This is a genomic window from Streptomyces sp. NPDC043746 (assembly GCF_056436485.1).
In genome coordinates this window covers 26,370-48,917 of the sequence record NZ_JBWKCM010000010.1, presented here as the reverse complement: position 1 = coordinate 48,917, position 22,548 = coordinate 26,370, and the positions used below count along the sequence as shown (strand labels likewise).

19 protein-coding genes and 2 pseudogenes are annotated in these 22,548 nt (G+C 72.5%); 10 read left to right on the top strand and 11 right to left on the bottom strand.

What is annotated here, in order from left to right; translation table 11 throughout:
- Positions 1-7 precede the first annotated feature (7 nt).
- A complete protein-coding gene (locus AC0682_RS13550) occupies positions 8-793 on the top strand; it encodes a TetR/AcrR family transcriptional regulator (protein ID WP_478532880.1) in 786 nt (261 codons plus the stop codon).
- Here AC0682_RS13550 and AC0682_RS13545 read toward each other — a convergent pair.
- The 3 genes and pseudogenes from AC0682_RS13545 to AC0682_RS13535 form a co-directional block, all read right to left on the bottom strand.
- Entirely contained in the window at positions 780-2,333 is a 1,554-nt protein-coding gene (locus tag AC0682_RS13545) for an ABC transporter substrate-binding protein (protein WP_254811858.1), read from the bottom strand. The two genes, AC0682_RS13550 and AC0682_RS13545, sit on opposite strands and share 14 nt — an antisense overlap.
- A gap of 277 nt (positions 2,334-2,610) precedes the next feature.
- Complete coding sequence (locus AC0682_RS13540) at positions 2,611-4,101, bottom strand: metallophosphoesterase (RefSeq protein ID WP_478533032.1); 1,491 nt, start codon at positions 4,099-4,101, stop codon at positions 2,611-2,613.
- Positions 4,102-4,132: 31 nt separating this feature from the next.
- A pseudogene (locus tag AC0682_RS13535) lies at positions 4,133-4,281 on the bottom strand (SCO4848 family membrane protein); the annotation flags it as partial.
- Positions 4,282-4,362: 81 nt separating this feature from the next.
- Between AC0682_RS13535 and AC0682_RS13530 the strand changes: the two are divergent.
- From AC0682_RS13530 to AC0682_RS13515, 4 genes and pseudogenes are all read left to right on the top strand, one after another.
- Positions 4,363-4,650 carry an SCO4848 family membrane protein gene (locus tag AC0682_RS13530; protein ID WP_478532878.1) on the top strand — a complete coding sequence of 96 codons (288 nt, stop codon included), beginning with the start codon at positions 4,363-4,365 and terminating at the stop codon, positions 4,648-4,650.
- Between the two features lie 21 nt (positions 4,651-4,671).
- Positions 4,672-4,904 (top strand): annotated as a pseudogene (locus AC0682_RS13525) (IS5/IS1182 family transposase); the annotation flags it as partial.
- Between the two features lie 197 nt (positions 4,905-5,101).
- Positions 5,102-6,778: an eCIS core domain-containing protein gene (locus AC0682_RS13520; RefSeq protein ID WP_478532877.1), complete on the top strand. Its 1,677-nt coding sequence runs from the start codon at positions 5,102-5,104 to the stop codon at positions 6,776-6,778.
- A gap of 719 nt (positions 6,779-7,497) precedes the next feature.
- Positions 7,498-8,838 (top strand): D-alanyl-D-alanine carboxypeptidase family protein, encoded by a 1,341-nt coding sequence (locus tag AC0682_RS13515; RefSeq protein WP_478532876.1) that lies wholly within the window; start codon positions 7,498-7,500, stop codon positions 8,836-8,838.
- Positions 8,839-8,845: 7 nt separating this feature from the next.
- Here the strand turns inward: AC0682_RS13515 and AC0682_RS13510 are convergent, their stop codons facing one another.
- Positions 8,846-9,808: a YihY/virulence factor BrkB family protein gene (locus AC0682_RS13510; RefSeq protein ID WP_254811860.1), complete on the bottom strand. Its 963-nt coding sequence runs from the start codon at positions 9,806-9,808 to the stop codon at positions 8,846-8,848.
- 186 nt (positions 9,809-9,994) lie between these two features.
- Here AC0682_RS13510 and AC0682_RS13505 point away from each other — a divergent pair, with 186 nt between their 5' ends.
- The gene (locus AC0682_RS13505; protein ID WP_478532875.1) at positions 9,995-11,362 is read left to right on the top strand and encodes an FAD-binding oxidoreductase; all 1,368 of its coding nucleotides are present in this window, start codon (positions 9,995-9,997) and stop codon (positions 11,360-11,362) included.
- 96 nt (positions 11,363-11,458) lie between these two features.
- Positions 11,459-12,214 (top strand): decaprenylphospho-beta-D-erythro-pentofuranosid-2-ulose 2-reductase, encoded by a 756-nt coding sequence (locus tag AC0682_RS13500; RefSeq protein ID WP_478532874.1) that lies wholly within the window; start codon positions 11,459-11,461, stop codon positions 12,212-12,214.
- A gap of 96 nt (positions 12,215-12,310) precedes the next feature.
- Here the strand turns inward: AC0682_RS13500 and AC0682_RS13495 are convergent, their stop codons facing one another.
- Together AC0682_RS13495 and trpS are read right to left on the bottom strand one after the other, a co-directional pair.
- The gene (locus AC0682_RS13495; protein ID WP_254811862.1) at positions 12,311-12,901 is read right to left on the bottom strand and encodes a 2'-5' RNA ligase family protein; all 591 of its coding nucleotides are present in this window, start codon (positions 12,899-12,901) and stop codon (positions 12,311-12,313) included.
- Positions 12,902-13,003: 102 nt separating this feature from the next.
- Entirely contained in the window at positions 13,004-13,996 is a 993-nt protein-coding gene (trpS, locus tag AC0682_RS13490) for a tryptophan--tRNA ligase (RefSeq protein WP_254813204.1), read from the bottom strand.
- A gap of 455 nt (positions 13,997-14,451) precedes the next feature.
- On the opposite strand from trpS, the gene rocD reads away from it, so the two are divergent.
- A complete protein-coding gene (rocD, locus tag AC0682_RS13485; RefSeq protein ID WP_478532873.1) occupies positions 14,452-15,657 on the top strand; it encodes an ornithine--oxo-acid transaminase in 1,206 nt (401 codons plus the stop codon).
- A gap of 16 nt (positions 15,658-15,673) precedes the next feature.
- On the opposite strand, the gene AC0682_RS13480 is transcribed toward rocD, so the two are convergent.
- The 3 genes from AC0682_RS13480 to pdxR all read right to left on the bottom strand — a co-directional run bounded on the left by AC0682_RS13480 (position 15,674) and on the right by pdxR (position 18,689).
- Positions 15,674-16,861, bottom strand: coding sequence for a glutathionylspermidine synthase family protein (locus AC0682_RS13480; RefSeq protein ID WP_478532872.1), 1,188 nt, complete (start codon positions 16,859-16,861; stop codon positions 15,674-15,676).
- Positions 16,862-16,865: 4 nt separating this feature from the next.
- Positions 16,866-17,183, bottom strand: coding sequence for a hypothetical protein (locus tag AC0682_RS13475; protein ID WP_254811865.1), 318 nt, complete (start codon positions 17,181-17,183; stop codon positions 16,866-16,868).
- A 66-nt stretch (positions 17,184-17,249) separates the two neighbouring features.
- Positions 17,250-18,689, bottom strand: a complete 1,440-nt coding sequence (gene pdxR, locus AC0682_RS13470) for a MocR-like pyridoxine biosynthesis transcription factor PdxR (protein WP_478532870.1) — start codon at positions 18,687-18,689, stop codon at positions 17,250-17,252.
- 47 nt (positions 18,690-18,736) lie between these two features.
- Here pdxR and AC0682_RS13465 point away from each other — a divergent pair, with 47 nt between their 5' ends.
- Both AC0682_RS13465 and AC0682_RS13460 read left to right on the top strand, forming a co-directional pair.
- Positions 18,737-19,261, top strand: coding sequence for a carboxymuconolactone decarboxylase family protein (locus tag AC0682_RS13465; protein WP_478532868.1), 525 nt, complete (start codon positions 18,737-18,739; stop codon positions 19,259-19,261).
- Positions 19,262-19,298: 37 nt separating this feature from the next.
- Positions 19,299-20,027, top strand: a complete 729-nt coding sequence (locus AC0682_RS13460; protein WP_478532866.1) for an isocitrate lyase/PEP mutase family protein — start codon at positions 19,299-19,301, stop codon at positions 20,025-20,027.
- Between the two features lie 118 nt (positions 20,028-20,145).
- On the opposite strand, the gene AC0682_RS13455 is transcribed toward AC0682_RS13460, so the two are convergent.
- Together AC0682_RS13455 and AC0682_RS13450 are read right to left on the bottom strand one after the other, a co-directional pair.
- Complete coding sequence (locus tag AC0682_RS13455; protein WP_254811869.1) at positions 20,146-21,135, bottom strand: malate dehydrogenase; 990 nt, start codon at positions 21,133-21,135, stop codon at positions 20,146-20,148.
- A 301-nt stretch (positions 21,136-21,436) separates the two neighbouring features.
- Positions 21,437-22,135: a DUF2690 domain-containing protein gene (locus AC0682_RS13450; RefSeq protein ID WP_478532864.1), complete on the bottom strand. Its 699-nt coding sequence runs from the start codon at positions 22,133-22,135 to the stop codon at positions 21,437-21,439.
- Positions 22,136-22,548: the final 413 nt, after the last annotated feature.

The window sequence follows — 22,548 nt, the reverse complement described above, 5'->3', positions numbered from 1 at the left end:
GGGGCCCGTGGTGAGGGAAGAGGAGAACGTGCGGGAGAACGGGGCCGCCGAGCCCGCAGGGACCGGCAGAAGCGCACCGTCCGGCAAGGCCGCGAAGAGCGAGCAGACCCGCACGCTGATTCTCGAGACGGCCCTGCGGCTCTTCGCCGAGCGCGGGTACGACAGGACGACCATGCGGGCCATCGCCCAGGAAGCGGGCGTCTCCGTCGGGAACGCCTACTACTACTTCTCCTCCAAGGAGCACCTGGTCCAGGGCTTCTACGACCGCATCGCCGCCGAGCACGCTCGCGCGGTGCGGCCCGTCCTCGTACAGGAGAAGGAGCTGGTCGACCGGGTCCGGGGGCTGCTTCTGGTGTGGCTGGACGTGGCGGAGCCGTACCACCGGTTCGCCGCCCAGTTCTTCAAGAACGCGGCCGACCCGGAGAGTCCGCTCTCCCCGTTCTCCGACGAGTCGGAGGCGGCCCGCGAGGCGGCGATCGCCCTGCACCGGGAGGCCCTCGCCGGTTCGAGCACCAAGAGCGATCCCGAACTGGCCCCGCTGCTGCCCGAGTTGCTCTGGCTGATGCAGATGGGGCTGGTGCTGTTCTGGGTGTACGACCGGTCCCCGGGCGCGGAGCGCAGCCGCCGGCTCGTCGAGCGCACCGCGCCGATCGCCGCACGGGCCGTCGCGCTCTCCCGGTTCCGGGTGCTGCGGCCGCTCGTGCGGCAGGTGCACGCGCTGCTGGTGGAGTTCGTGCCCGTCCCGGCCGGCCGGGACGGGCACGAGGAGGAGCGGCCGGTCAGATCCGGTTGAGCTCCCACAGGCGCCAGAAGCCCGTGCCGTCGGAGAGGTACTGCGAGCCGGCGACGCCCGTCCTGGCGACGACGTAGTCCTTCTTCTGCCACAGCGGCAGCAGCGGCACGTCCTCTCCGACCAGCTTCTGCATCTCCTTGAAGTCGTTGGAGGTGCGGCCGCGGTCGCTGTACTGCTGTGTCGCGGCGATCAGCTGGTCCATCTTCTTGCTGGAGTAGCCGCTGTGCAGGACGTTGCCGGTGCCGACGAGCGGCTGGCTGAAGGTGTCCGGGTCCGGGAAGTCGGGGAACCAGCCGACGGTGTACATGTCGTACTCACCGGCCGCGTAGCCCTTCTGGTAGCGCGTCCACTCCACGGCCTTGACCGAGACCTTGAAGAGCCCGTCCTTCTCCAGCTGGCGCCGCAGCTCGGCGGTCTCCTTGGTGTACATGTCGCCCTCGCGGTAGGCGAAGTTGACGGCGACCGGGGTCTCGACACCGGCCTCCGCCAGCAGCTTCTTGGCGCGCTTGGGGTCGGAGCTGGGGTAGGCGTCGAAGAAGGGGGTGCTGTGCCCGATGTAGCCGGTGGGGATCAGCGAGTACAGCGGCTGGACCGTGCCCTGGTAGACCTTGCTCACCAGCGGGCCCCGGTCCAGGAGCGCGGCGACGGCCTGGCGGACCTTCTTCTCGCCGAACGGCGAGTCCTTGCGGGTGTTGAAGATGATGTTGCGGATCTCGGCGCTGGCCGCCTCGGTGACGCGCAGCTCCGGGTCGCCCTCGTCCAGCTCCGCGAGCTTGGAGGACGGCAGCTGGCGGTGGGCGATGTCGACATCGCCGCTGTTCCAGGCGGACAGCAGGTCCTCGGAGGCCTTGAAGTAGCGGATGGTGACGGCCTCACCGGTCTTCTTGAGCGCGCCCTTGTACTTCAGGTTGGGCACCAGCTCGGCGCGGGTCCCCGACTCGTACGACCGCAGGACGTACGGGCCGGAGCCGTCGACCTGGTTGCCCTTGCGCAGCTCGTCCGCCGGGTACTTGGTCGAGTCGACGATCGCCGCGGCGCCGGTGGCCAGCTTCTGCGGGAAGGTGGCGTCCTTGCCCGAGAGGTTGAACGTGATCGTGCGGCCCTCGGTCGTCACCGTGTCGAGGGTGGGGAAGAGGCCCGAGGGGCCGACGTCCGACTTGATCGTGAAGATCCGGTCGAAGGAGTGCTTGACGTCCTCGGCGGTGATCTTCCGGCCGTTGGAGAAGGTCAGGTCGTCACGGAGCCTGCACTGGTACGTCTGGAGCTTCTGCCCGACGAACGCGCAGCTCTCCGCCGCGTCCGGCTCCGGCACGATGGCGCCGGGCTTGAAGGTCATCAGCGACTGGTAGATGTTGCTGTAGATCGCCCAGGAGCCCGCGTCGTACGCGCCGGCCGGGTCCAGGGAGGACACGATGTCCGATGTCCCGACGGTGATCGCGTCGGACTTCGCTCCCCCTGACGGGAGAAGCTGGCATCCCGCCACACCTGTCATGCTCAAAACCGCGAGAATCGCGAGAATCCGTACCCGGACCGACCGCATTGCCGTGCTCTCCCTTACCAGCCCCACCACCGCAGTTGCGCGCAGACACGCACACCGCCGCATGTTCGCGCTTACCCAATCACACGATTTTCACATCTGGAAGAGTAAATAGGGCACTCACAGCCTTTTGTTGGACACGGTCGACGGACCGTGTCCGAAAAGGCCGTTTCCCGCCCCCCGCCTGGGGTTTTCCGTAGCTGAGGGTGACGTTGCGGTGCGGTTTCGTTGAAGCGTGCATGATCGCATCCGCAACGTCAGCGGGACCGGGAGGCGGGCCTCAGGCCCGGCGGGAGGCGAGTTCGACGACCGTGATGTCGGGCGGGGCGCCGACCCGGACCGGCGGCCCCCAGGCACCCGCGCCGCGCGAGACGAACAGCTGCGTGTCGCCGTACCGTTCGAGCCCGGCGACGGTCGGGTTGGCCAGCTCCGCGAGGTAGTTCCCCGGCCAGAGCTGTCCGCCGTGGGTGTGGCCGGAGAGCTGGAGGTCGACGCCGTGCTCGACGGCGTCGTGGATGACGACGGGCTGGTGCGCGAGGAGGACGGCGGCCCGCGTCCGGTCACGGTCCCCGAGCGCGCGGACGAAGTCCGGGCCCTGGCCCTCGGTCTCGCCCGCGACGTCGTTCACCCCTGCGAGGTCGAAGGCGCCCATCTCCACCCGGGCGTTCTCCAGCGGGACCAGCCCCAGCTCGCGGACGTGGTCCACCCACTGCCGCGCGCCGGAGAAGTACTCGTGGTTGCCGGTGACGAAGAAGCTGCCGTGCGGGGCGCGGAGCCCGGCCAGCGGCTCGGCGGCGGAGCCGAGGTCCGCCACGGTGCCGTCGACCAGGTCGCCGACGACGGCGACCAGGTCGGGCGAGGTGGAGTTGATCGTGTCGACGATCCGCCGGGTGTGGGCGCGGCCGAGGATCGGGCCGATGTGGATGTCGCTGACCACGGCGATCCGGAAGCCGTGGGCCGCCCGGGGCAGTCTGGCCAGCGGCACGGTGACGCGCTGCACCCGCGGCCCGCGCAGCACGTCGGCGGTCCCGTACCCGACGGTGGCGAGCCCGGCGGCGGCAGCGGCCCCGCCGACCACCCGGGAGACGAAGAGACGGCGGGAGGGGCGCGCGAGGGGCGTGGCGGAGGCCACGTCAGCCGGTTCCGGTTCGACGGGCGGTGCCGCCTGATCCGAACGGCGTACGGCCTCCGCGTCCCGTGCCGCTTCCTCGTCCCGTACGGCCTCCGCGCTCCGCACCGCTTCCTCGTCCCGTACGGTCTCCGCGCCCCGTACCGCGTCCGCTTGCGGTTCGGCGGGCAGGACGCCCACGGATGTCGCGGGGGCCTGATCGGCCGGGGTGGTGGAGGCGGCAGGGCCGTGCGGGACGAGTTCCTCCGTACGGGGCCGGATTCCGCTTGTCGTCGCGACGGTTTCCGACGGCAGCGCGACGGGGGTCCGGGCCTCGGCCGCCGCGTCGCGCCGGGCGAGCACCCGGAGCAGCACCGGGCGGACGAACTCGCCCACCAGCAGGGCCAGCGTCAGGTACAGCAGGGCGGCCAGCCACAGGAAGCCCGGCCAGGCCAGCACCTGCTGGAGCCAGAAGGGCGCGCCGAGCCGGCCCGAGGTCATGGCCCCGAGGCTGAGCAGGGGCAGCACGAAGGCCGCGAGGGTGCCCGCCCTGCGCAGGGCGCTGCCGGGCGCCGTCGTGTCACCGACCAGTCGGCGCCACACATAGCGGTGCACGCCCGCCAGCAGTGCCAGCACCACGAGCGCCACCAGGGCGAAGATCACTGCTGCCATCCGTGCTTCCCCGCTCCTGTCGTCATGCGCGCTCGTCGCGCGGAGCCCGGACCCCGCGCAACCCGAGCGACGGCCCCCGTCCCCAGAAGAAGGGACGTGATGGCGAGCAGCAGGTGGGCCCAGAAGTACCCCGGTCGGCTCGCCCGCGTCGGCGAACGCGAGCCCGCTGCCGTACGGACCCCAGCCGCCACGGCAGGGGGCACGGGTCGGATACTGGCAGGACCGACCCGCCTCCCCCCGGAAGGGCATCCCGTGAAGCTCAGCCGTCGCACGTCCTGGTTCCTGCTCGCGTTCGGTGCCTGGTCCTGGATGATCTGGATCACCTTCGCTCGGAACCTGTACAAGGACGCGAGCGGACTCGCCTTCGACGACGCGGGCGACCCGACCGCCTACTTCTGGGTTCATCTCGCCCTCGCCGTGACGTCGTTCATCCTAGGGACGGCGGTCGGCGTGATCGGCCTGAGGGGCGTACGAGCGAACGCGGGCAAGGAGGAGCCCCGCCCACACGCCACGGGGGAAGCGCACGGACGGGGCCGTTGAGGCATGGTCCCACTCAGCGACGATCCGACCGCCGCACGCACCCACCGCACCATCCGAATCCGCGGACGCCAGGGCGTCCCCGTGCTCCCCGACCGCGCCTGCGGGGGCACCGGCTCCGGGGCACCCCTGTCGTCCGCCGCCCGCCCGACGGCGCACTGTCACCGCCCGAACGGACGCTGAACCGGGCACGCGCACAGGCCCGCGCCCCTGGCGGACGAGGCGTCGCCCGCCTGAAGTCCTGGCGGTCCTTCCGCGGAGCCGCTGCGGCCGGATGAGCGGTCCCTGCCCGCGGTCCGCCCGCGACCCGTGCGGACGCGTACACGGGGCGACCACCGCGCCGAGCGACTCGGTGCCCTTACGGGCAGTTCATGGTGCCCGCGCGTACCTGGCATCGGCGATCGGCCACCGTGTAGTCAGGGAGGATCGACCGACCTGCGCAGAAGAGGACCTCTTGCACGCTCACGAGAACGCCGAAAGCACCGGGGCCGAAAAGAACCGCGTCTCTTCCCGCCTCCCGGGGCCTGAATCGCCTGCAGAACTGCGTGGCCTGCTCGGCCTGCAGGGCACGCTCGGCAATGCCGCGGTCGTCCAGATGCTCCGTCGGGCCGGTCTCCCGTGGGCCCCACCCGAGGAACACCGGCACAGTGCCGACTGCGAACACCAGGCCGAGCGGCCGACCGTGCAGCGCTCCGCCGTCCACGATGTCCTGCGCACCAGCGGCCGACCCCTGGACGAGGCCGTCCGCGGGGACATGGAGGCGCGTCTGGGTGCGGACTTCTCCGACGTACGGATCCACACGGACGCCGCCGCGAAGGCGTCCGCGGCCGAGGTGGGCGCGCGCGCCTACACCTCCGGCAACCACATCGTCATCGGCGAAGGCGGCCGGGACAAGCACACTCTCGCCCACGAACTCACCCATGTCATTCAGCAGCGCCAAGGCCCTGTCGCGGGTACGGACCACGGTGACGGGCTCAGGGTGTCCGACCCGTCGGACCGGTTCGAGCGGGAGGCGGAGGCCAACGCGCGCCGCGTCATGTCCGCCGCCGCGCCTGTCCGGGAGGACGAGCCCCGGGACATGGCGGGCCCTTCCGCAGGGGGTCCTTCATCGGCGACGGCCGCTGTTCAGCGCGTCTGGTGGGATGCCCGAGAGGAAACGCTCCGGCCGGATGATCCTCCGGCTGGATACAGGCCGGTGAAGACGGCGCAGGAGAGCAGCAAAGACGCCGCGAGCGTGGGGTATCAGCAGTACGTCCCGCAGAAACCGGCACCTGACGGCATCACGCCCCCGTCTGGTGTTCTTGCTGCGGGAAGTGAAGTTCATTCGGAGGTGGACGTCACCACCCGGATGTTGAATCGAATGTCGCGAGTCATGATGGGTGCGAAATACGACGAGCCCGGCAGCATGAGTCTGGGTGCTGTCGGGAGCCCCCATCTCGCGCTCACGTTGATCGACGGCCAGGTGCACATCGCCGGTAACACCGGGATGAAGGCGGTCAAGCGCACCGCGGCCATGGCCAGGCTGAACGAGCAGGCCATGAGAGCCGGTGACGGGCATGACGAGAAGAAGCTGGTCTCTCTGCTCGACGGAAGCTATCTGCACGAACACCCGGATCACGCCGCGGATCTCCGCGCGATAGAGACCGCGGTGAGAAATCCTCAGCAGCTCCAGTGGGCGAACACCGCGAACAAGGCGCCAGGCGGTGGGAAGATTCACGGAGAGATGGCTCTGCTCGACAAGGTGAAGGCGGCAATGGAAGCACGGCCGCACCCGGTCCCGGGAGCCCTCAAGGACTGGCCTGTCGGCGGCAGGAAGCGTGACTGCGTGGCCTGCCACTGGGCGCATGCGATCTTCAACAGATTCATCGCCGAGCCCCATGGCTACCGGATCGTGACGGCCGGGTCCCATGGCGGTTTCTTTCCGGGATGGGAAATGCCGCAGTGGATGAAGGACCATCCTGACGCGAAGGCGGAGATGATGAGGATCGTCCAGGAGAGCGGACACGAAATTCGTGACAATGGTCTCGTTCTCGACGGCATGACAGGTAAGGGGGAAACCAATCCGCTGAATCCCAGGCACCGGACCGATGAGCCGTACCTCTCCGACTCGTCAGTGGACGAGGGATTCTGATTTCCTGCCGAGTTCGTGCACGGTGGGCGCCGATGTGTCGAGGACGTCGATGGGGCCCGGCGTTCACCTGTGCCGTGCCGGGGGCAGCGCTCGGGACATCGCCGCTCCGCCCTGATGTCGCTGCCCTGCTCCGCGACGCTGTGACGAGCGCGAAGACGCGACCCCGATCACGTTTCGACGTGTCGAGCAACGGTTCAAGCGCGTCGACCTCACCCGCGCGCACCGCGGACAGGAGGTCTTCGAAAACCGGACGGACAACGGTGGATCCCCAACGGACCTACCGACGTCTTTGAACGTGTGAACCGCCTCCCGACCCCGACTCGCCGCCCACGCCTCAGCGGCTGCGCCCCGCGCCCCCGACGCCTGGGACGAGTCGGGGCGCGCCGTGGGCTGTCGGGTGCGGAAGGCCGCTCCGTGTCCGCCCGCTCGGCTCCCACGGCCGGGACAGCAGGGGTCAAGGCTCTCACCTGGTCTTCCCTGTCACCGAGGCGCTGCAGATCAGCCACATATGGAAAGCGATCCGGATGAACCATCTCCACAGCCCGAAGACGAGCAGGAACCAGAAAGCGGGGCGGCTGAGGTTCATGGGTCCGGTATCGCCGCCACCCGCCCGGTCCCTCGCCCCGGGTGGCGTCCGAAAGGGGCAGTCCCGGCCATCCCTCCGGCGGGTCAGCAGGTCGGGGTCCTCATCCACATTCCCACCCTGTACGTTTTCGACCGTGCCAGCTCTCAAAAAGATCGCTTTGACCGTCGCCTCCACCGTGGTGATGTCCACTCTTGTCCTCGCTCCCGCGTCGGCGGCCGAGAAGGACAAGGAGAAGGACAAGCAGCCCCAGCCGAACCACGTCATGTCGAGCGTCGGGGGCGAGCAGCTCTCCAAGAACGGCACCCAGGTCAACCTCGGCCCGGGGGCGCCCGTGCTGCCGAAGGGGCTGACCGCCCGCTCGTGGATCGTCGCGGACGCGGAGAGCGGCCAGGTGCTGGCGGCGCACAACGCGCACTGGCGGCTGCCGCCGGCTTCCACGATGAAGATGCTGTTCGCGGACACGGTCCTGCCCGCGCTCCAGCCCACCTCCCGCACGTACACGGTGAAGGACAGCGACCTGACGGGGGTCGGCGAGGGCAGCAGCCTGGTCGGGGTCAAGGAGGACCACACGTACACGGTCCACGACCTGTGGCTCGGGGTCTTCCTGCGCTCGGGCAACGACGCCGTGCATGTGCTCTCGGAGATGTACGGGGGCGTGCCCAAGACGGTGGCGGCGATGCAGCGGCACGCCGAGGAGCTCCAGGCGCTGGACACCACGGTGGTCTCGCCGGACGGGTACGACGCGCCGGGCCAGGTCTCCAGCGCCTACGACCTGACGCTGATCGCCCGCAGCGGCATGCAGAAGAAGGACTTCCGCGAGTACGCGGCGACGGCCTCCGCCGACTTCCCCGGCGAGCAGAAGAAGGGGAAGAAACGCGAGACCTTCGAGATCCAGAACACCAACCGCCTGATCACCGGGGACAACGGCGTCGAGCCGTACAAGGGCATCGCGGGCGTCAAGAACGGCTACACCACCCATGCCGGCAACACCTTCACCGGCGTCGCCGAGCGCGATGACCGGGTGCTGCTGGTCACGGTGATGAACCCGTCGGCGGACGAGAGCCACGCCGTCTACAAGGAGGCCGCCCACCTGCTCGACTGGGGCTTCGCCGCGAGCGGCAAGGTGCGGCCGGTCGGTGAGCTGGTGCCGCCGAGGTCCGTGGACACGGGCGCCGGTACGGTCTCCGGCGGCAAGGGTGCGGAGCCGGCCGCCGGGGCCGACCAGGGCTCCGGGGGCCAGGCGAAGGCCGCGCACGCGGCGGCGGCCGGGCAGGGCTCGGGCGGCGTCGGGATCGCGCTGGCGATCGTCGGCGGGGTGCTGGTGCTCCTGGCGGCCGGGGTGTTCCTGGTCAACCGCCGCTGGCCGGTGCCGGGTCTGGCCCGCCGCCCGCAGGACGGGGCACCGGGCGGGGAGCCGGACCGGAAGCCCGACCAGCGGCCGGACGCGGAGAGCGAGCCGCAGAAGTCGCCGTAGGGCCCGATCAGGCGGTACGGGTGGAGCCGCCGGCGCTCTCCACGGGCCCGGCGGCTTCCGCGTTCCCCGGCCCGTCCTCCGCGGCCCCGTCCGGCCCGTCGGCCTTCTCCAGCTCCTCCTCCTTGGAGCCGGTCGCGGTCCAGGCGGCGCAGAACAGCAGCAGTTTCGCGGTGAAGTTGATCCACAGCAGCAGCGCGATCGGTACGCCGAACGCCCCGTACATGCTCTTGCCCGCGACCCCCTTCATGTAGCTGCCGAGCAGCAGCTTGAGCAGTTCGAAGCCGACCGCGCCGATCACGGCCGCGACCACCAGTCGGCGCCGGGGCGGCTCCACCCCGGGCAGGAGCGAGAGCAGATAGAGCATCAGCAGGAAGCCACCCAGGGCCGCCACCAGCAGGGCGGCCACCCGGAGCAGGATGCCGCCCGCGCCGCCCTCGGGGATGCCGAGCCGCTCGGCGCTCCACCCGAGGGCCGTGGAGCCGGCCGTGGAGACCGCGAGGGTGGCGAGTCCGGCACCGCCGAGGCCGACCAGGAGCACGGCGTCCTTGAGCTTGGCGACGACCGGGTTGGCCTCCTGCACGTCGTCCAGCTCCCAGACCGCGCGCAGGCACTCCCGCATCGAGCCGATCCAGCCGACGCCGGTGAACAGCAGCAGCGCCCCGGCCACCAGACCGACCGTGCCCGCGTTGGCCACCAGACCGTCGATGCCGAGCTGGTCGGAGATGCCCGGCACCTGCTCGGCGAGCTTCTCCTTGATGGTGTCCAGCTGCTGGTCGCTCAGCAGTGCGGCGGCGACCGCCGCGCCGACCGCGATCAGCGGGAAGAGCGCCAGGAAGCTGATGAAGGTGATCGCGGCGGCGAGCCTGGCCCAGTGGACCTTCTCCAGCCGCTCGTAGGAGCGCCAGGCGTGCGTCTCCGTCAACCGGGAGACGAGCGGCCCGACGACGGGGAGTTTCTTGAGCCAGTCCATGGACGTACGCGTACCCTGCCGGGCCCGGAAAACCGTCGGACCGCACCGAGGACTCTTCCGGACGCGTCCGGACGGACCACTCCTCGCCTCGGTGACACGCGCTTCATCACCCATTCCGGTGAGGGGTGTAACAAAGGGGACGAATAGGTTTTCCCGTGTCATACGGCCGGGGCTACGGTCACGGGCATGTCCGTCGACACGGTGTCCTTGACCGGCTGGGGCCGCACCGCCCCGACCACCGCCGTACGGTTCCGCCCCCGTACGTACGAGGAGGCGGCTGCCGTGGTCCGGGGCCGGGGGCCCCGGGGCGCCCTCGCCCGGGGGCTCGGGCGGGCCCCGGGGGACGCGGCGCAGAACGCGGGCGGCTCGGTGCTCGACATGACGGGGCTGGACCGGATCCGCGCCCTGGACGAGGTGGCGGGGACGGTCCGCTGCGACGCGGGGGTGAGCCTGGAGCGGCTGCTGCGGGTGCTGCCGCCGCGTGGCTGGTTCCCGCCGGTCGTGCCCGGGACGGGCCGGATCACCGTGGGCGGCGCGATCGGCTCCGATGTGCACGGCAGCGACCACCCGGCCGCCGGTTCGATCGCCCGGCACGTCGTCGCGCTGGAACTGCTCACCGCCGACGGCGAGGTCCGTACGGTGACCCCCGGCACCGCCCTCTTCGACGCGACGGCCGGCGGACTGGGGCTGACGGGCGTGATCCTCTCCGCCACGCTGCGGCTGCAGCGGGTGGCGACCGGGCTGATCGCCGTCTCCACCGAGCGCGCCCGGAACCTGGACGACCTGCTGGCGCGGTTCACGGCCGGGGGCGACCGGATGCCGTACGCGTCCGCCTGGGTCGATCTCTCCGCCCGGGGCCGGGCCGCAGGGCGCGGTGTCCTCACCCGGGGGGAGCATGCGCCCCTCGCCGTGCTACCGGCGCACGCCCGGCGCACAGCGGCTCGACGGCGGCGCGAGCCCTGGGCCGTCGCCCTGTCGGCCCTCCCCCGCGGGCTGCTGGGCCCGGCCGCCGCCCTGGTGGACGAGGTCCGCTACCGGAGTGCGCCCCGCGCCCGGAGCGGTGGGCTGCGGACACCCGCTGCCTTCTTCCACCCGCTGGACGCCACCCCCGCGGCGGACCGGCTGCACCGCCTGTGCGCCCTCTCCACCGGCCGCGCCGGGGTCGTGCGGTACCGGTTCACGGTCGGGTACGGGCAGGAGGAGGCGCTGGGCCGGGTGGTGCGCCGGATCGCGGCGCACCGCTGCGCCGCCCTCCGGGCCGAGCTCCAGCGGTTCGGCGCCGCCTCGCCGGGGTGGCTGTCGTTCCCCGCCCCCGGGTGGGCTCTCACCGTCGAGCTGCCCGCCGCCCTGCCCGGCCTCGGCCGCTTCCTGGACGGGCTCGACGCGGAGGTGGCGGCGGCCGGGGGCCGGGTCTGCCTGGCGCAGGACGCCCGGATGCGCCCGGAGACCGCGGCCGCCATGTACCCGCGGCTTCCGCACTTCCGGGAGCTGCGGGCGGAGCTGGACCCGACGGGGGCGTTCCGCTCGGACCTGGCCCGCCGACTCGGTCTGTGACGTACTTCCACCCGCTGCTCCGCCCCCTCAGGCTCCTCCGCCCCTGACGCTTCTCCACCCCCTGACGCTTCTCCACCCCCTGAACAGGAGTGTTCCGTGAAGGACGCCTTCGGTGCCCCGCAGTCCCTGCTCGTCCTCGGCGGCACCTCGGAGATCGCCCTCGCCACCGCGCGCCGGTTGATCGCCCTGCGCGCCCGCCGCGTCTGGCTGGCGGGCCGCCCCTCCCCCGCTCTGGACGCGGCGGTCGTCGAGCTGCGCGACCGGGGCGCCGACGTCCGCACGGTCGCCTTCGACGCGCTGGAGACCGGCACCCACGAAGAGGTGCTCGGGAAGGTCTTCGCGGAGGGGGACATCGACGTGGTGCTGATGGCGTTCGGGGTCACCGGGGACCAGGCGCGGGACGAGGAGGAGCCGACGGCCGCCGTGCGGGTCGCCCAGACCAACTACACGGGGGCGGTCTCGGCGGGGCTGGTGTGCGCCGGCGCACTCCAGGCGCAGGGGCACGGGTCGCTGGTGGTGCTCTCCTCGGTGGCCGGGGAGCGGGCCCGGCGCGCCGACTTCATCTACGGCTCCAGCAAGGCGGGGCTGGACACGTTCGCCCAGGGGCTCGGGGACGCGCTCCAGGGCACCGGCGTACAGGTGCTGGTCGTGCGCCCCGGGGCCGTACGGACGCGGGCGGGCGCCGGGCGGCCGGAGCAGCCGTTCGCCACCACGCCGGAGGCGGTCGCCGGGGCGATCGTGACGGGGCTGCGGCGGCGGTCGGAGACGGTGTGGGTGCCCGGTTCGCTGCGGGTGGTGATGTCGGCGCTGCGGCATGTGCCGCGCTCGGTGTTCCGGCGGCTGCCGGTATGACCGGTGTTCCGGCGGCTGCCGGTGTGACCGGCGGGCCCCTCGATCAGCCGTCCGCGGTCAGCGGCGCGGCTGCCGGTGCGGGGCGTGTCCGCCGGGTCAGGGGCGCAACGACGGGGCGCCCATCGTGTACCCGCCCTGGGCCGGGACGGCGGGGGTGCTGCCGCCGGAGCCGAACGGGAAGTCGCGGAGCTTGCGCCAGACCGCGTCCGCGCCCTGCTCGTAGAGGGCGAAGGAGCCGCAGGTCCAGGCCGCCTCGTAGTCGGCCAGCTCCGCGTAGGCCCGGTCCATCGCCTCTTCGGAGATGCCGTGGGCCACGGTGACGTGCGGGTGGTACGGGAACTGGAGCTCGCGCACCAGCGGTCCCGAGGCGTCCCGGACCCGCTTCTGGAGCCAGGAGCAGGCGGAGGCGCCCTCCACCACCTGGACGAAGACCACCGGGGAGAGCGGCCGGAACGTGCCGGTGCCGGAGAGCCGCATCGGGAAGGGGCGGCCGGCCGTGGCGATCGTGTCGAGGTGCGCCTCGATCGCCGGCAGGTCGGCCGCCTCCGCCTCGGTCGGCGGCATGAGGGTGACGTGGGTGGGAATGCCGTAGGCGGCAGGGTCCCCGAAGCTCGCGCGCCGCTCCTGGAGCAGGCTGCCGTAGGGCTCCGGGACCGCGATCGAAACGCCGAGCGTTACGGTCCCCACGTCGTTCTCCTCCGTCGTCGATGGTCGATTTCCGGCCTTGCGCCGCGACCTGCCGCCGCAAGTCTGGCCCCTGGGGCCCTGATCTCGCCAGGGCCCTTGGACTCAGTGCTTGGCGGGCAGGAAGCCCATCCGGTCGTACGTCTGCGCCAGGGTCTCGGCGGCGACGGCCCGGGCCTTCTCCGCTCCCTTGGCCAGGATGGAGTCCAGCGTCTCGGGGTCGTCCAGATATTCCTGGGTGCGGGCCCGGAACGGAGTGACGAACTCCACCATGGCCTCGGCCAGGTCGGTCTTGAGCGCGCCGTACCCCTTGCCCTCGTACGCCCGCTCCAGCTCCTCGACGGGGCTGCCGGAGAGGGTGGAGAGGATGGTGAGCAGATTGCTGACGCCCGGCTTCTTCTCGGCGTCGAAGCGGATCACCGTGTCGGTGTCGGTGACGGCGCTCTTGACCTTCTTGGCCGTGGCCTTCGGGTCGTCGAGCAGGTTGATGAGGCCCTTCGGCGTGGAGGCCGACTTGCTCATCTTGACCGCCGGGTCCTGGAGGTCGTAGATCTTCGCCGTCTCCTTGAGGATGTACGGCGCCGGGATGGTGAACGTCTGCCCGAACCGGCCGTTGAACCGCTCCGCGAGGTCCCGGGTCAGCTCGATGTGCTGGCGCTGGTCCTCGCCCACCGGGACCTGGTTGGCCTGGTAGAGCAGGATGTCCGCGACCTGGAGGACCGGGTAGGTGAAGAGGCCGACGGTGGCCCGGTCGGCGCCCTGCTTGGCGGACTTGTCCTTGAACTGCGTCATCCGGGAGGCCTCGCCGAAGCCGGTGAGGCAGTTCATCACCCAGCCGAGCTGGGCGTGCTCGGGCACATGGCTCTGGACGAAGAGCGTGCACCGCTCCGGGTCCAGTCCGGCCGCGAGCAGCTGCGCCACCGCGAGCCGGGTGTTGGCCCGCAGCTCGGCGGGGTCCTGCGGGACGGTGATCGCGTGCAGGTCCACGACCATGTAGAAGGCGTCGTGCGTCTCCTGCAGCGCCACCCACTGGCGCACCGCGCCCAGGTAGTTGCCGAGGTGGAACGAGCCGGCGGTGGGCTGGATCCCGGAGAGCACACGGGGGCGGGCGGGCGCGCCGGGGCGGCCCGTCTGCGGCTGGTCGGTGGAGAGCGCGGGGCGATCAGAGGCCATGGGCCCATTGTCTCAGGTGCGGGGGCGATCTCCGGCAGCCGGTGCGGGGCGCAGCGGGGGCGCACCCGCTCGGGGGCGGGGCCCCTCACGCCCCGGGAGCACGCACCTGAGACGAAGCGCACATTCCGGCCGCCGGAGCACACGCGGGCCGGTGAGGGGATGGTCACAGGCACATCGTGCACGGCCCCACGGGGCACGCGCGGGCCCGTGCGGGGGCAGGAGCGTGCGAAGGGCGCGCCGCCGACCGGGGCGCGTGCGGCGCTGCGCCGGGGGCTGCGCGGGCGGGCGCGCCGGAGAGTGAAGGTTTCCCCGCGCCGGATGCGACCGACGATACAAAGTGGGCACACCCACGCCCACGCCGTACGACGAACGGAGATCCCGTGTCCGCCACGGAAACTGCCATCGCCTCCGCCGAGGCGCACAGCGCGCACAACTACCACCCGTTGCCGGTCGTCGTGGCCTCGGCCGAGGGCGCCTGGATGACCGATGTCGAGGGTCGCCGCTATCTCGATCTGCTGGCCGGATACTCGGCGCTCAATTTCGGCCATGGGAACCCCCGGCTGATCGACGCGGCCAAGGCCCAGCTGGAGCGGGTGACGCTGACCTCCCGGGCCTTCCACCACGACCGGTTCGCGGACTTCTGTGCACAGCTGGCCGAGCTGTGTTCCATGGAGATGGTGCTGCCCATGAACACCGGGGCGGAGGCCGTGGAGACGGCGGTGAAGACCGCCCGCAAGTGGGGCTACCGGGTCAAGGGCGTCCCGGACGGGATGGCCAAGATCATCGTGGCCTCGGACAACTTCCACGGCCGCACGACGACGATCGTCAGCTTCTCCACGGACCCGGAGGCGAGGGCCGACTACGGCCCGTACACCCCGGGGTTCGAGATCGTGCCGTACGGGGATCTCACCGCGCTCCGGGAGGCGATGACCGAGAACACCGTGGCCGTGCTGCTCGAACCGATCCAGGGCGAGGCCGGGGTGCTGGTGCCGCCGGCCGGCTATCTGCCCGGGGTGCGGGAGCTGACGCGCGAGCGGAACGTGCTCTTCGTCGCGGACGAGATCCAGTCGGGGCTGGGGCGTACGGGGAAGACGTTCGCGCTGGAGCACGAGGGCGTGGTGCCGGACGTGTACCTGCTGGGCAAGGCGCTCGGGGGCGGAGTGGTCCCGGTGTCGGCGGTGGTCTCGTCGGCGGAGATCCTCGGGGTGTTCCGGCCCGGTGAGCACGGCTCCACCTTCGGCGGGAACCCGCTGGCGTGCGCGGTGGCGCTGGAGGTGGTCGCGATGCTGCGGACCGGGGAGTTCCAGGAGCGCGCCGCCGAGCTGGGCGACCATCTGCACCGGGAGCTGGGGCTGCTGGTGGGCGGCGGGGCGGTGGAGACCGTACGCGGCCGGGGGCTGTGGGCGGGCGTCGACATCGCACCCGCCCTGGGCACCGGCCGGGAGATCTCGGAGCGGCTGCTGGCGGAGCGGGTGCTGGTGAAGGACACCCACGGCTCGACCATCCGGATCGCCCCGCCGCTGGTGATCTCCAAGGAGGACCTGGACTGGGGCCTGGACCGGCTGCGTACGGTGCTCAGCGTCTGAGCCGCTCGGAAGAGGGTCAGAGGATGACGTGGGGCAGGAAGCGGGCGTACTCGTCCGTGACCGGCCCCGCCGATTCCCGGATGCCGAGCCCCGCCGCCTCGTCCTCCACCACCCAGGCCCCGAGCACCACCCGGTTGCCTTCGACATCGGGCAGCGGCGCCAACTCCTGGTAGCAGCACGGCTCCTGGCGCAGGACGGCCGGGGAGCCCGGCCCGTGCAGGTCGACCCCGGCGCCCTCGCGGCCCAGCAGCGGCTTGGAGACGTACCCCGCCCCGACGGGCCCGGCCAGCTCGCGCGGGCCGTCCAGGTAGGCGGGCAGCAGGTTGGGGTGGCCCGGGTACAGCTCCCAGAGGACCGCCAGCAGCGCCTTGTTGGAGAGCAGCATCTTCCAGGCGGGCTCGATCCAGCAGGTGGTGCCGGAGCCCCCGCCGTTGTCGAGGGTCTCCAGCACCCGCGGACCGAAGCGGTCCGTGGTCAGCCACTCCCACGGGTAGAGCTTGAAGCAGCTGCGGATGAAGCGGAGCCGGTCGTCGACGAACCGCCCGCTCAGCCGGTCCCAGCCGATCTCCTCCACCGACAGCGCCTCGGTGTCCAGCCCGGCCTGCTGGGCGGTCTCGCGCAGATACGCGACCGTCATCAGGTCCTCGCCCGCCTCGTCGCCCTCCGAGTGCACGAAGTGGACCGGGCCCGGCGGCAGCAGTGGCGCCTGCCGCTTCCAGGCGTCGACCAGCCGCTCGTGCAGCGAGTTCCACTGGTCGGCGCCGGGGAACCGCTCCTCCATCCAGAACCACTGCGGGCTGGCCGCCTCCACCAGCGAGGTCGGGGTGTCGGCGTTGTACTCCAGCATCTTCGCCGGGCCGTGCCCGTCGTACCGCAGGTCGAACCGCCCGTACAGGGACGGCAGTTCGTCACGGCGGTGCCAGGACTCGGCGACCAGCGACGCCAGTCGCGGGTCGGTGATCCCGAGGTCGGCGAACCGGTCCTGCGCCACGATGTGCGCGGCGGCGGCCAGGCTCATCGCGTGCAGCTCCTCGACGGTCTCCTCCAGCGCCTCGACCTCGGGCAGCGAGAAGACGTAGTAGGCGCTCTCGTCCCAGTAGGGGCGCAGCGACCCGTCCGGGTGGCGGGTGAGCGGATAGACGAGCCCCTGGGACTCGACGGTCTCCTGCCAGCCGGGGCGCGGTGCGATCGTGCGGCGCTCCACCGGCTCAGCCTCCGCCGGACCTGGTGCAGCCGAAGCCGCCCCGGTCGACCGCCGACTTGTCGAAGCTGCCGCCCTGGACCTTGCCGTCGTAACTGCTGGTGCTGCCGCCGTAGTAGTACGAGCCCCGGCCGGAACCGCCCCCGGAGCCGCCCGACCCGCCGCCGCTGCCGGAGCCCCGGCACTCGTAACTGGGCAGGGTCTCGCGGGTGATCCGGTCGGCGCACCGCCGGTCCGGCTCCGAGCCGCAGGAGGTGATCGTCAGGGCGAGCAGCCCCATGCCGCCGAGCACGACCGTGCTCGACCTCAACCTTCGTGGTGCCATGTTCAGTTCTCCCCCGTGGTACGTGGTGCGGTCCGGCACCCCGTTCACGCCGGACGACTTGTCAGACTAGTTGTCGGGGACGTCGGTTCGAAAGTCGCCTCCCTCCCGGGGCAGCACCCGGCACAGCGCGTCCAGCGCCCCCGCCCAGGCGCTCTCCGAGGGTGCGCCGTAGCCGATGACCAGGGCGTCGCGGCCGTCCGGGGCGTCGGGGTGGCGGTAGTCCGCGAGGCCTTCCAGCGCCAGGCCTCGGGAGGCCGCCGCCCGGACCACCGAACGCTCGGTGCCGGCGGGGAGTTCGACGACCGCGTGCAGCCCGGCGGCGATCCCGCTGACCTCGGTGCCGGGCGCGCGTTCGGCCAGCGCGGCGACGAGCTGGTCGCGGCGGCGCCGGTAGCGCAGCCGCATGGAGCGCACGTGCCGGTCGTACGCCCCCGAGGCGATGAACTCCGCCAGCGTCAGCTGCTCGACGGCCCCGGAGGTCCGGTCGGCCGCGCCTTTCGCCGCCACGGTCTCCGCCACCAGGCCCCGGGGCAGCACCATCCACCCCAGCCGCAGCCCGGGGGCGAGGGACTTGCTGGCGGTGCCGAGGTACACCACCCGCTCGGGGTCCAGCCCTTGAAGAGCCCCCACGGGTTGCCGGTCGTAGCGGAACTCCCCGTCGTAGTCGTCCTCCAGGATCAGGCCCCCGGTGGCGCGGGCCCAGTCGACGGCGGCGGTCCGCCGGTCCGGGTGGAGCGGTACGCCGAAGGGGAACTGGTGCGCCGGGGTCAGCAGGACCGCCCCCGTACCGCGCATCGCCGCCAGCTCCCCGGTCCGGGCGCCGAGGTGGTCCACCTCCAGGAGGGGGGTGGCCAGACCGGCGCCGGTCAGGAGGTCTCGGTGGTGGCCCAGCCCGTGCGACTCGACGGCGATCTCCCGCACCCGGCGCCCGCGCAGGACCGTGCCGAGCAGCCGCAGCCCGTGGGTGAAGCCGGAGCAGATCACGATGGCTTCCGGGTCGGCGTGGACGCCCCGGGCGCGGGCCAGGTACTCGGCCAGCACCGTGCGCAGTTCGGGGCGCCCGCGCGGGTCACCGTAGTCGAAGGCCTCGTCGGGTGCGGCGGTGAGCGCCTTGCGGGCGGCCCGGAGCCAGGCGGTGCGGGGGAAGGCGGAGACGTCCGGGGAGCCGGGCTTGAGGTGGTGGCGGGTACGGGGGCGGGCCGGGCGGGCGAGGGGCGCCACCGGGTCCGACCGGCGTGGCACGGCCCGCTGCGCGACCCGGGTGCCCGAGCCCTGTCGGGCGGTGAGCCAGCCCTCGGCGACGAGTTCGGCGTAGGCCCCGGCGACGGTGTTGCGGGCGATGCCCAGGTCGGCGGCGAGCGCCCGGGAGGACGGCAGCCGGGTGCCGGGGGCCAGCCGCCCGGCGCGCACGGCCTCCCGCAGGGCCTGGATCAGCCCGCTGCGCAGCCCGGGACCGACCGGTTCCAGATGCAGGTCGGCACCGAAAGTGGCCCACGAATCCGTCATGGAGATGGACCATACCGGTGCGCCACCGGGCCCGTAGCGTCGGAGCCATGACGACGACACCCGCCCACCGCACCCCCTCCCCCGCGCCCTCCCCGTACGCCCCCGAGCACCCTGCCCGGCTGCCCTGGACCGAGCTGGTCCCCGAGGTCTTCCAGGCGATGGTCCGGCTGGACGCGGCCGCGCGGAAGGGGCTCGACCCGCTGCTGCTGGAGCTGGTGAAGGTCCGGGCCTCGCAGCTCAACCGGTGCGCGCTCTGCCTGGACATGCACTCCAAGGACGCCCTGGCGGCGGGCGAGAGCGTCGAGCGGATCGTCCAGCTCAGCGCCTGGGACGAGTCGCGCCACTTCTACACGGAGAGGGAGATCGCGGCACTCGAACTGACCGAGGCCGTCACCGTCCTGACCGACGGTTTCGTCCCGGACGAGGTGTACGCCCGGGCCGCCGAACACTTCGAGGCGGCCGAACTGGCCCGGCTGATCGCCGCGATCACGGTGATCAACGCCTGGAACCGCTTCGGGGTGACCACCCGCCAGGCCCCGGGGCACTACACGCCGGGCGACCCGAAGCACTGAACCGAACCGCCACGTCCGCCCTTCGCGAGGAGCCCCCATGACCGACCCCGTCTCCGTCTTCCGCGCGCTGCACCACGGGCGGACTCCCGGCGACCCGCTGGTGCTGCCGGGGCCGTGGGACGCGGCGAGCGCGCGGGCGCTGGAGGAAGCGGGGTTCCCGGCGCTGGCGGTCCCGAGCGCGGGCGTCGCCGCCTCGCTCGGCCACGAGGACGGCCGGACCCCGGCCGGGGAGATGTTCGCCGCCGTGGCGAGGATCGTCCACGCGGTCTCGGTCCCCGTGTCGGCGGACATCGAGGCCGGGTACGGGCTGACGCCTGAGGAACTGGTGGACCGGCTCCTGGAGGCGGGGGTTGTCGGCTGCAACCTGGAGGACTCGGTGGACGGCGTCCTGGTGGACCCGGTGCGCCAGGCCGACCGGCTGGCCCGTTTCCGTGCGGCGGCGGGAGGCCGGCTCTTCCTCAACGCCCGTGTGGACGTCCACGTCCGTGAGGTGCCCGCCGGTACGGACCGGGCCGCGGCCACGCTGGAGCGGGCGTTGCGCTACGCGGCGGCGGGCGCCGACTGCGTCTACCCGATCGCGGCCCCGCCCGAGGAGCTGCCGGGGCTGGCCGCGGCCGTCCCCGTACCGCTGAACGCCTTCGGCACGCCGGACCCGGCCGATGTGCGGCGGCTGGGCGGTCTCGGCGCTGGACGGGTGACGTTCGGGCCGGCCCTCCAGCAGCGGGCGGTGGCGGCGGCGCGCGAGGCGGCGGTTCGCCTGCGGTAGCACGCGCCGCCGGGGGTCACTGCGACGCCGGGGCCCCGGCAGCGGGAGTGCTGCCGGGGCCCCGGTGCGGTGCGGGCGTGGGTCCGCGTCCGCGGTGCGCCCTGCCGTTGCCTACGGGTCAGATGAGGCCCAGCTCGCGGACGGCGTCGCGCTCCTCGGTGAGCTCCTGGACGGAGGCGTCGATGCGCGCACGGGAGAACTCGTTGATGTCCAGGCCCTGGACGATCTCGTACTTTCCGTCCTTCGTGGTGACCGGGAAGGAGGAGATGATGCCCTCGGGGACGCCGTAGGAGCCGTCCGACGGGATGCCCATCGAGGTCCAGTCGCCCTCGGCGGTGCCGTTGACCCAGGTGTGCACGTGGTCGATGGCGGCGTTGGCGGCCGAGGCGGCGGAGGACGCGCCACGGGCCTCGATGATCGCGGCGCCGCGCTTGGCGACGGTCGGGATGAAGGTGTCGGCCAGCCACACCTCGTCGTTGACGGTCTCGGCGGCGTTCTTTCCGGCGATCTCCGCGTGGAAGATGTCCGGGTACTGGGTGGCCGAGTGGTTGCCCCAGATCGTCAGCTTCTTGATGTCGGAGACGGCGGCACCGGTCTTGGCGGCCAGCTGCGAGATCGCGCGGTTGTGGTCCAGGCGGGTCATCGCGGTGAAGCGCTCGGCCGGTACGTCCGGGGCGGCGGCCTGCGCGATGAGCGCGTTGGTGTTGGCCGGGTTGCCGACGACGAGGACCTTGATGTCGTCCGCGGCGTGGTCGTTGATGGCCTTGCCCTGCGGCTTGAAGATGCCACCGTTGGCGGCGAGCAGGTCACCGCGCTCCATGCCCTTGGTGCGCGGGCGGGCGCCGACGAGCAGGGCCACGTTCGCACCGGCGAAGCCGACGTTCGGGTCGTCGGTGATCTCGATGCCGCGCAGCAGCGGGAAGGCGCAGTCGTCGAGCTCCATCGCGGTGCCCTCGGCGGCCTTGAGGCCCTGCGGGATCTCCAGGAGGCGCAGGTTGACCGGCACGTCCGGGCCGAGCAGGTGGCCGGAGGCGATGCGGAAGAGCAGCGCGTAGCCGATCTGGCCGGCAGCGCCGGTCACGGTGACATTGACGGGAGTGCGGGTCATGGCGGTCTCCGTTAGACAGCTGGCGGTGGGGGTCCCGGCCCCTGGTGCCGGACCCTGGTGCGGGAGATCCCTTCGCGCCCGGATCAAATCTTGACGTGAAGAGATATCCGGCGGTCAGGCTATCGGACCCGGGCGGGGTGGGCCGCCCGGCCCCCTGTGGCACCGCACACAACCGGTCACGCAGCGCGTGCGGGGGCGGGCGGCGGGGCCTTGCCGGGGGCGCGAGCGGCGGTGCCCCAGGGGCCGTGGCGAGGGCGGCGGTGCCTGCGGTGGGGAGCGGTGCCTGTGGGCGTGGACGGGGTCAGGCGGTGCAGCCCTGGGTACCGGAGGTGAGCGTCGCGCAGGCCTTCGCGTCGGCCGCCTTCTCCACAGCCACCATCGGCGTGTACGCCTCCGTGACCGCGACCTCGCCGCGCTGCCCGGCCACCGCCACGCTGCCGGTGACGGTCACGGTGTCGCCGGGCCCCGCCTCGGTGAGCCGGGCCCAGGCGGCGGAGCAGACCTCGCTGTACCGGACCTCGACCCGGGCGGTGCCGATCGCGGTGGTGGTGACCGTACGGGCGTGCTCGCCGCCGCACCCCATCGCGTCGGGGTTGCGTCCCGCGCACTCGTCGCCCCGGCACTCGACGCCGTCCGGCAGTGCGGCGACGGGCTCGTCGGAGGCGCCGGCCGGGTCACCGGTCGGGTCCTGGGCCGTCGGGGTGGCCGCCGCCGTCGGGGTGGCCTCGGCGGGCTCGCCGCCCGGCGCGAGCATCACCGCGCCGACGAGCACGATCAGCGCTCCGGCCGCGCCGACGCCGAGCATGACCCCCTTGTCGCCGCCGCCGGTGTTCCGTCGCTCGGTCGGCCGGCTCCCACCGCCCTGCCGTTGTCGCCCCGGGGCGACAGCGCCCCGCTGGGCGGGGACTTGGGGGGCGCTGTCCACGCGCCTGCGCGGGTGGCTCGCGAACTTGCTCGTCCGCGGGTCGAGTTCGTCGGGCAGTGCCTTCCAACGAGGCATGGCGCCTCCCCCTTGTCATCCCCGGTGCGTCCCGGACGTGCTTTCCTGTGCCCCTGCGGCCGACCGGTCCCGCCGACCTGTGCGTCCCTGGGACCGGTCAGCTGTTCGTCCGTTGCGCCGTGCCAGTCTGCCATCGTCGCGCGGCGATCACACCGTGCCGGAATGGTCACTTCCGTGCCACAGGCCCCAGGGGGACCTTGTAGCGCCCCTCCGTGTCCATGACGCTGGAGCCGGGACGGGGCAAGGCCGCTCGATTCGCCGTGAGCCGGGGTCTGTCGCCCCGGAGCCCCGGACCGTGCTGTCCGTCCCTCGTCGGGGGTGGGGACGGGCAGCCCGGGGGGGGGCCCCCCCCCCAATGTCCCCCCCCCTCCCCCCCCCCCCCCGGACCCCCCCCCCCCGCCGAGCATGAAAAA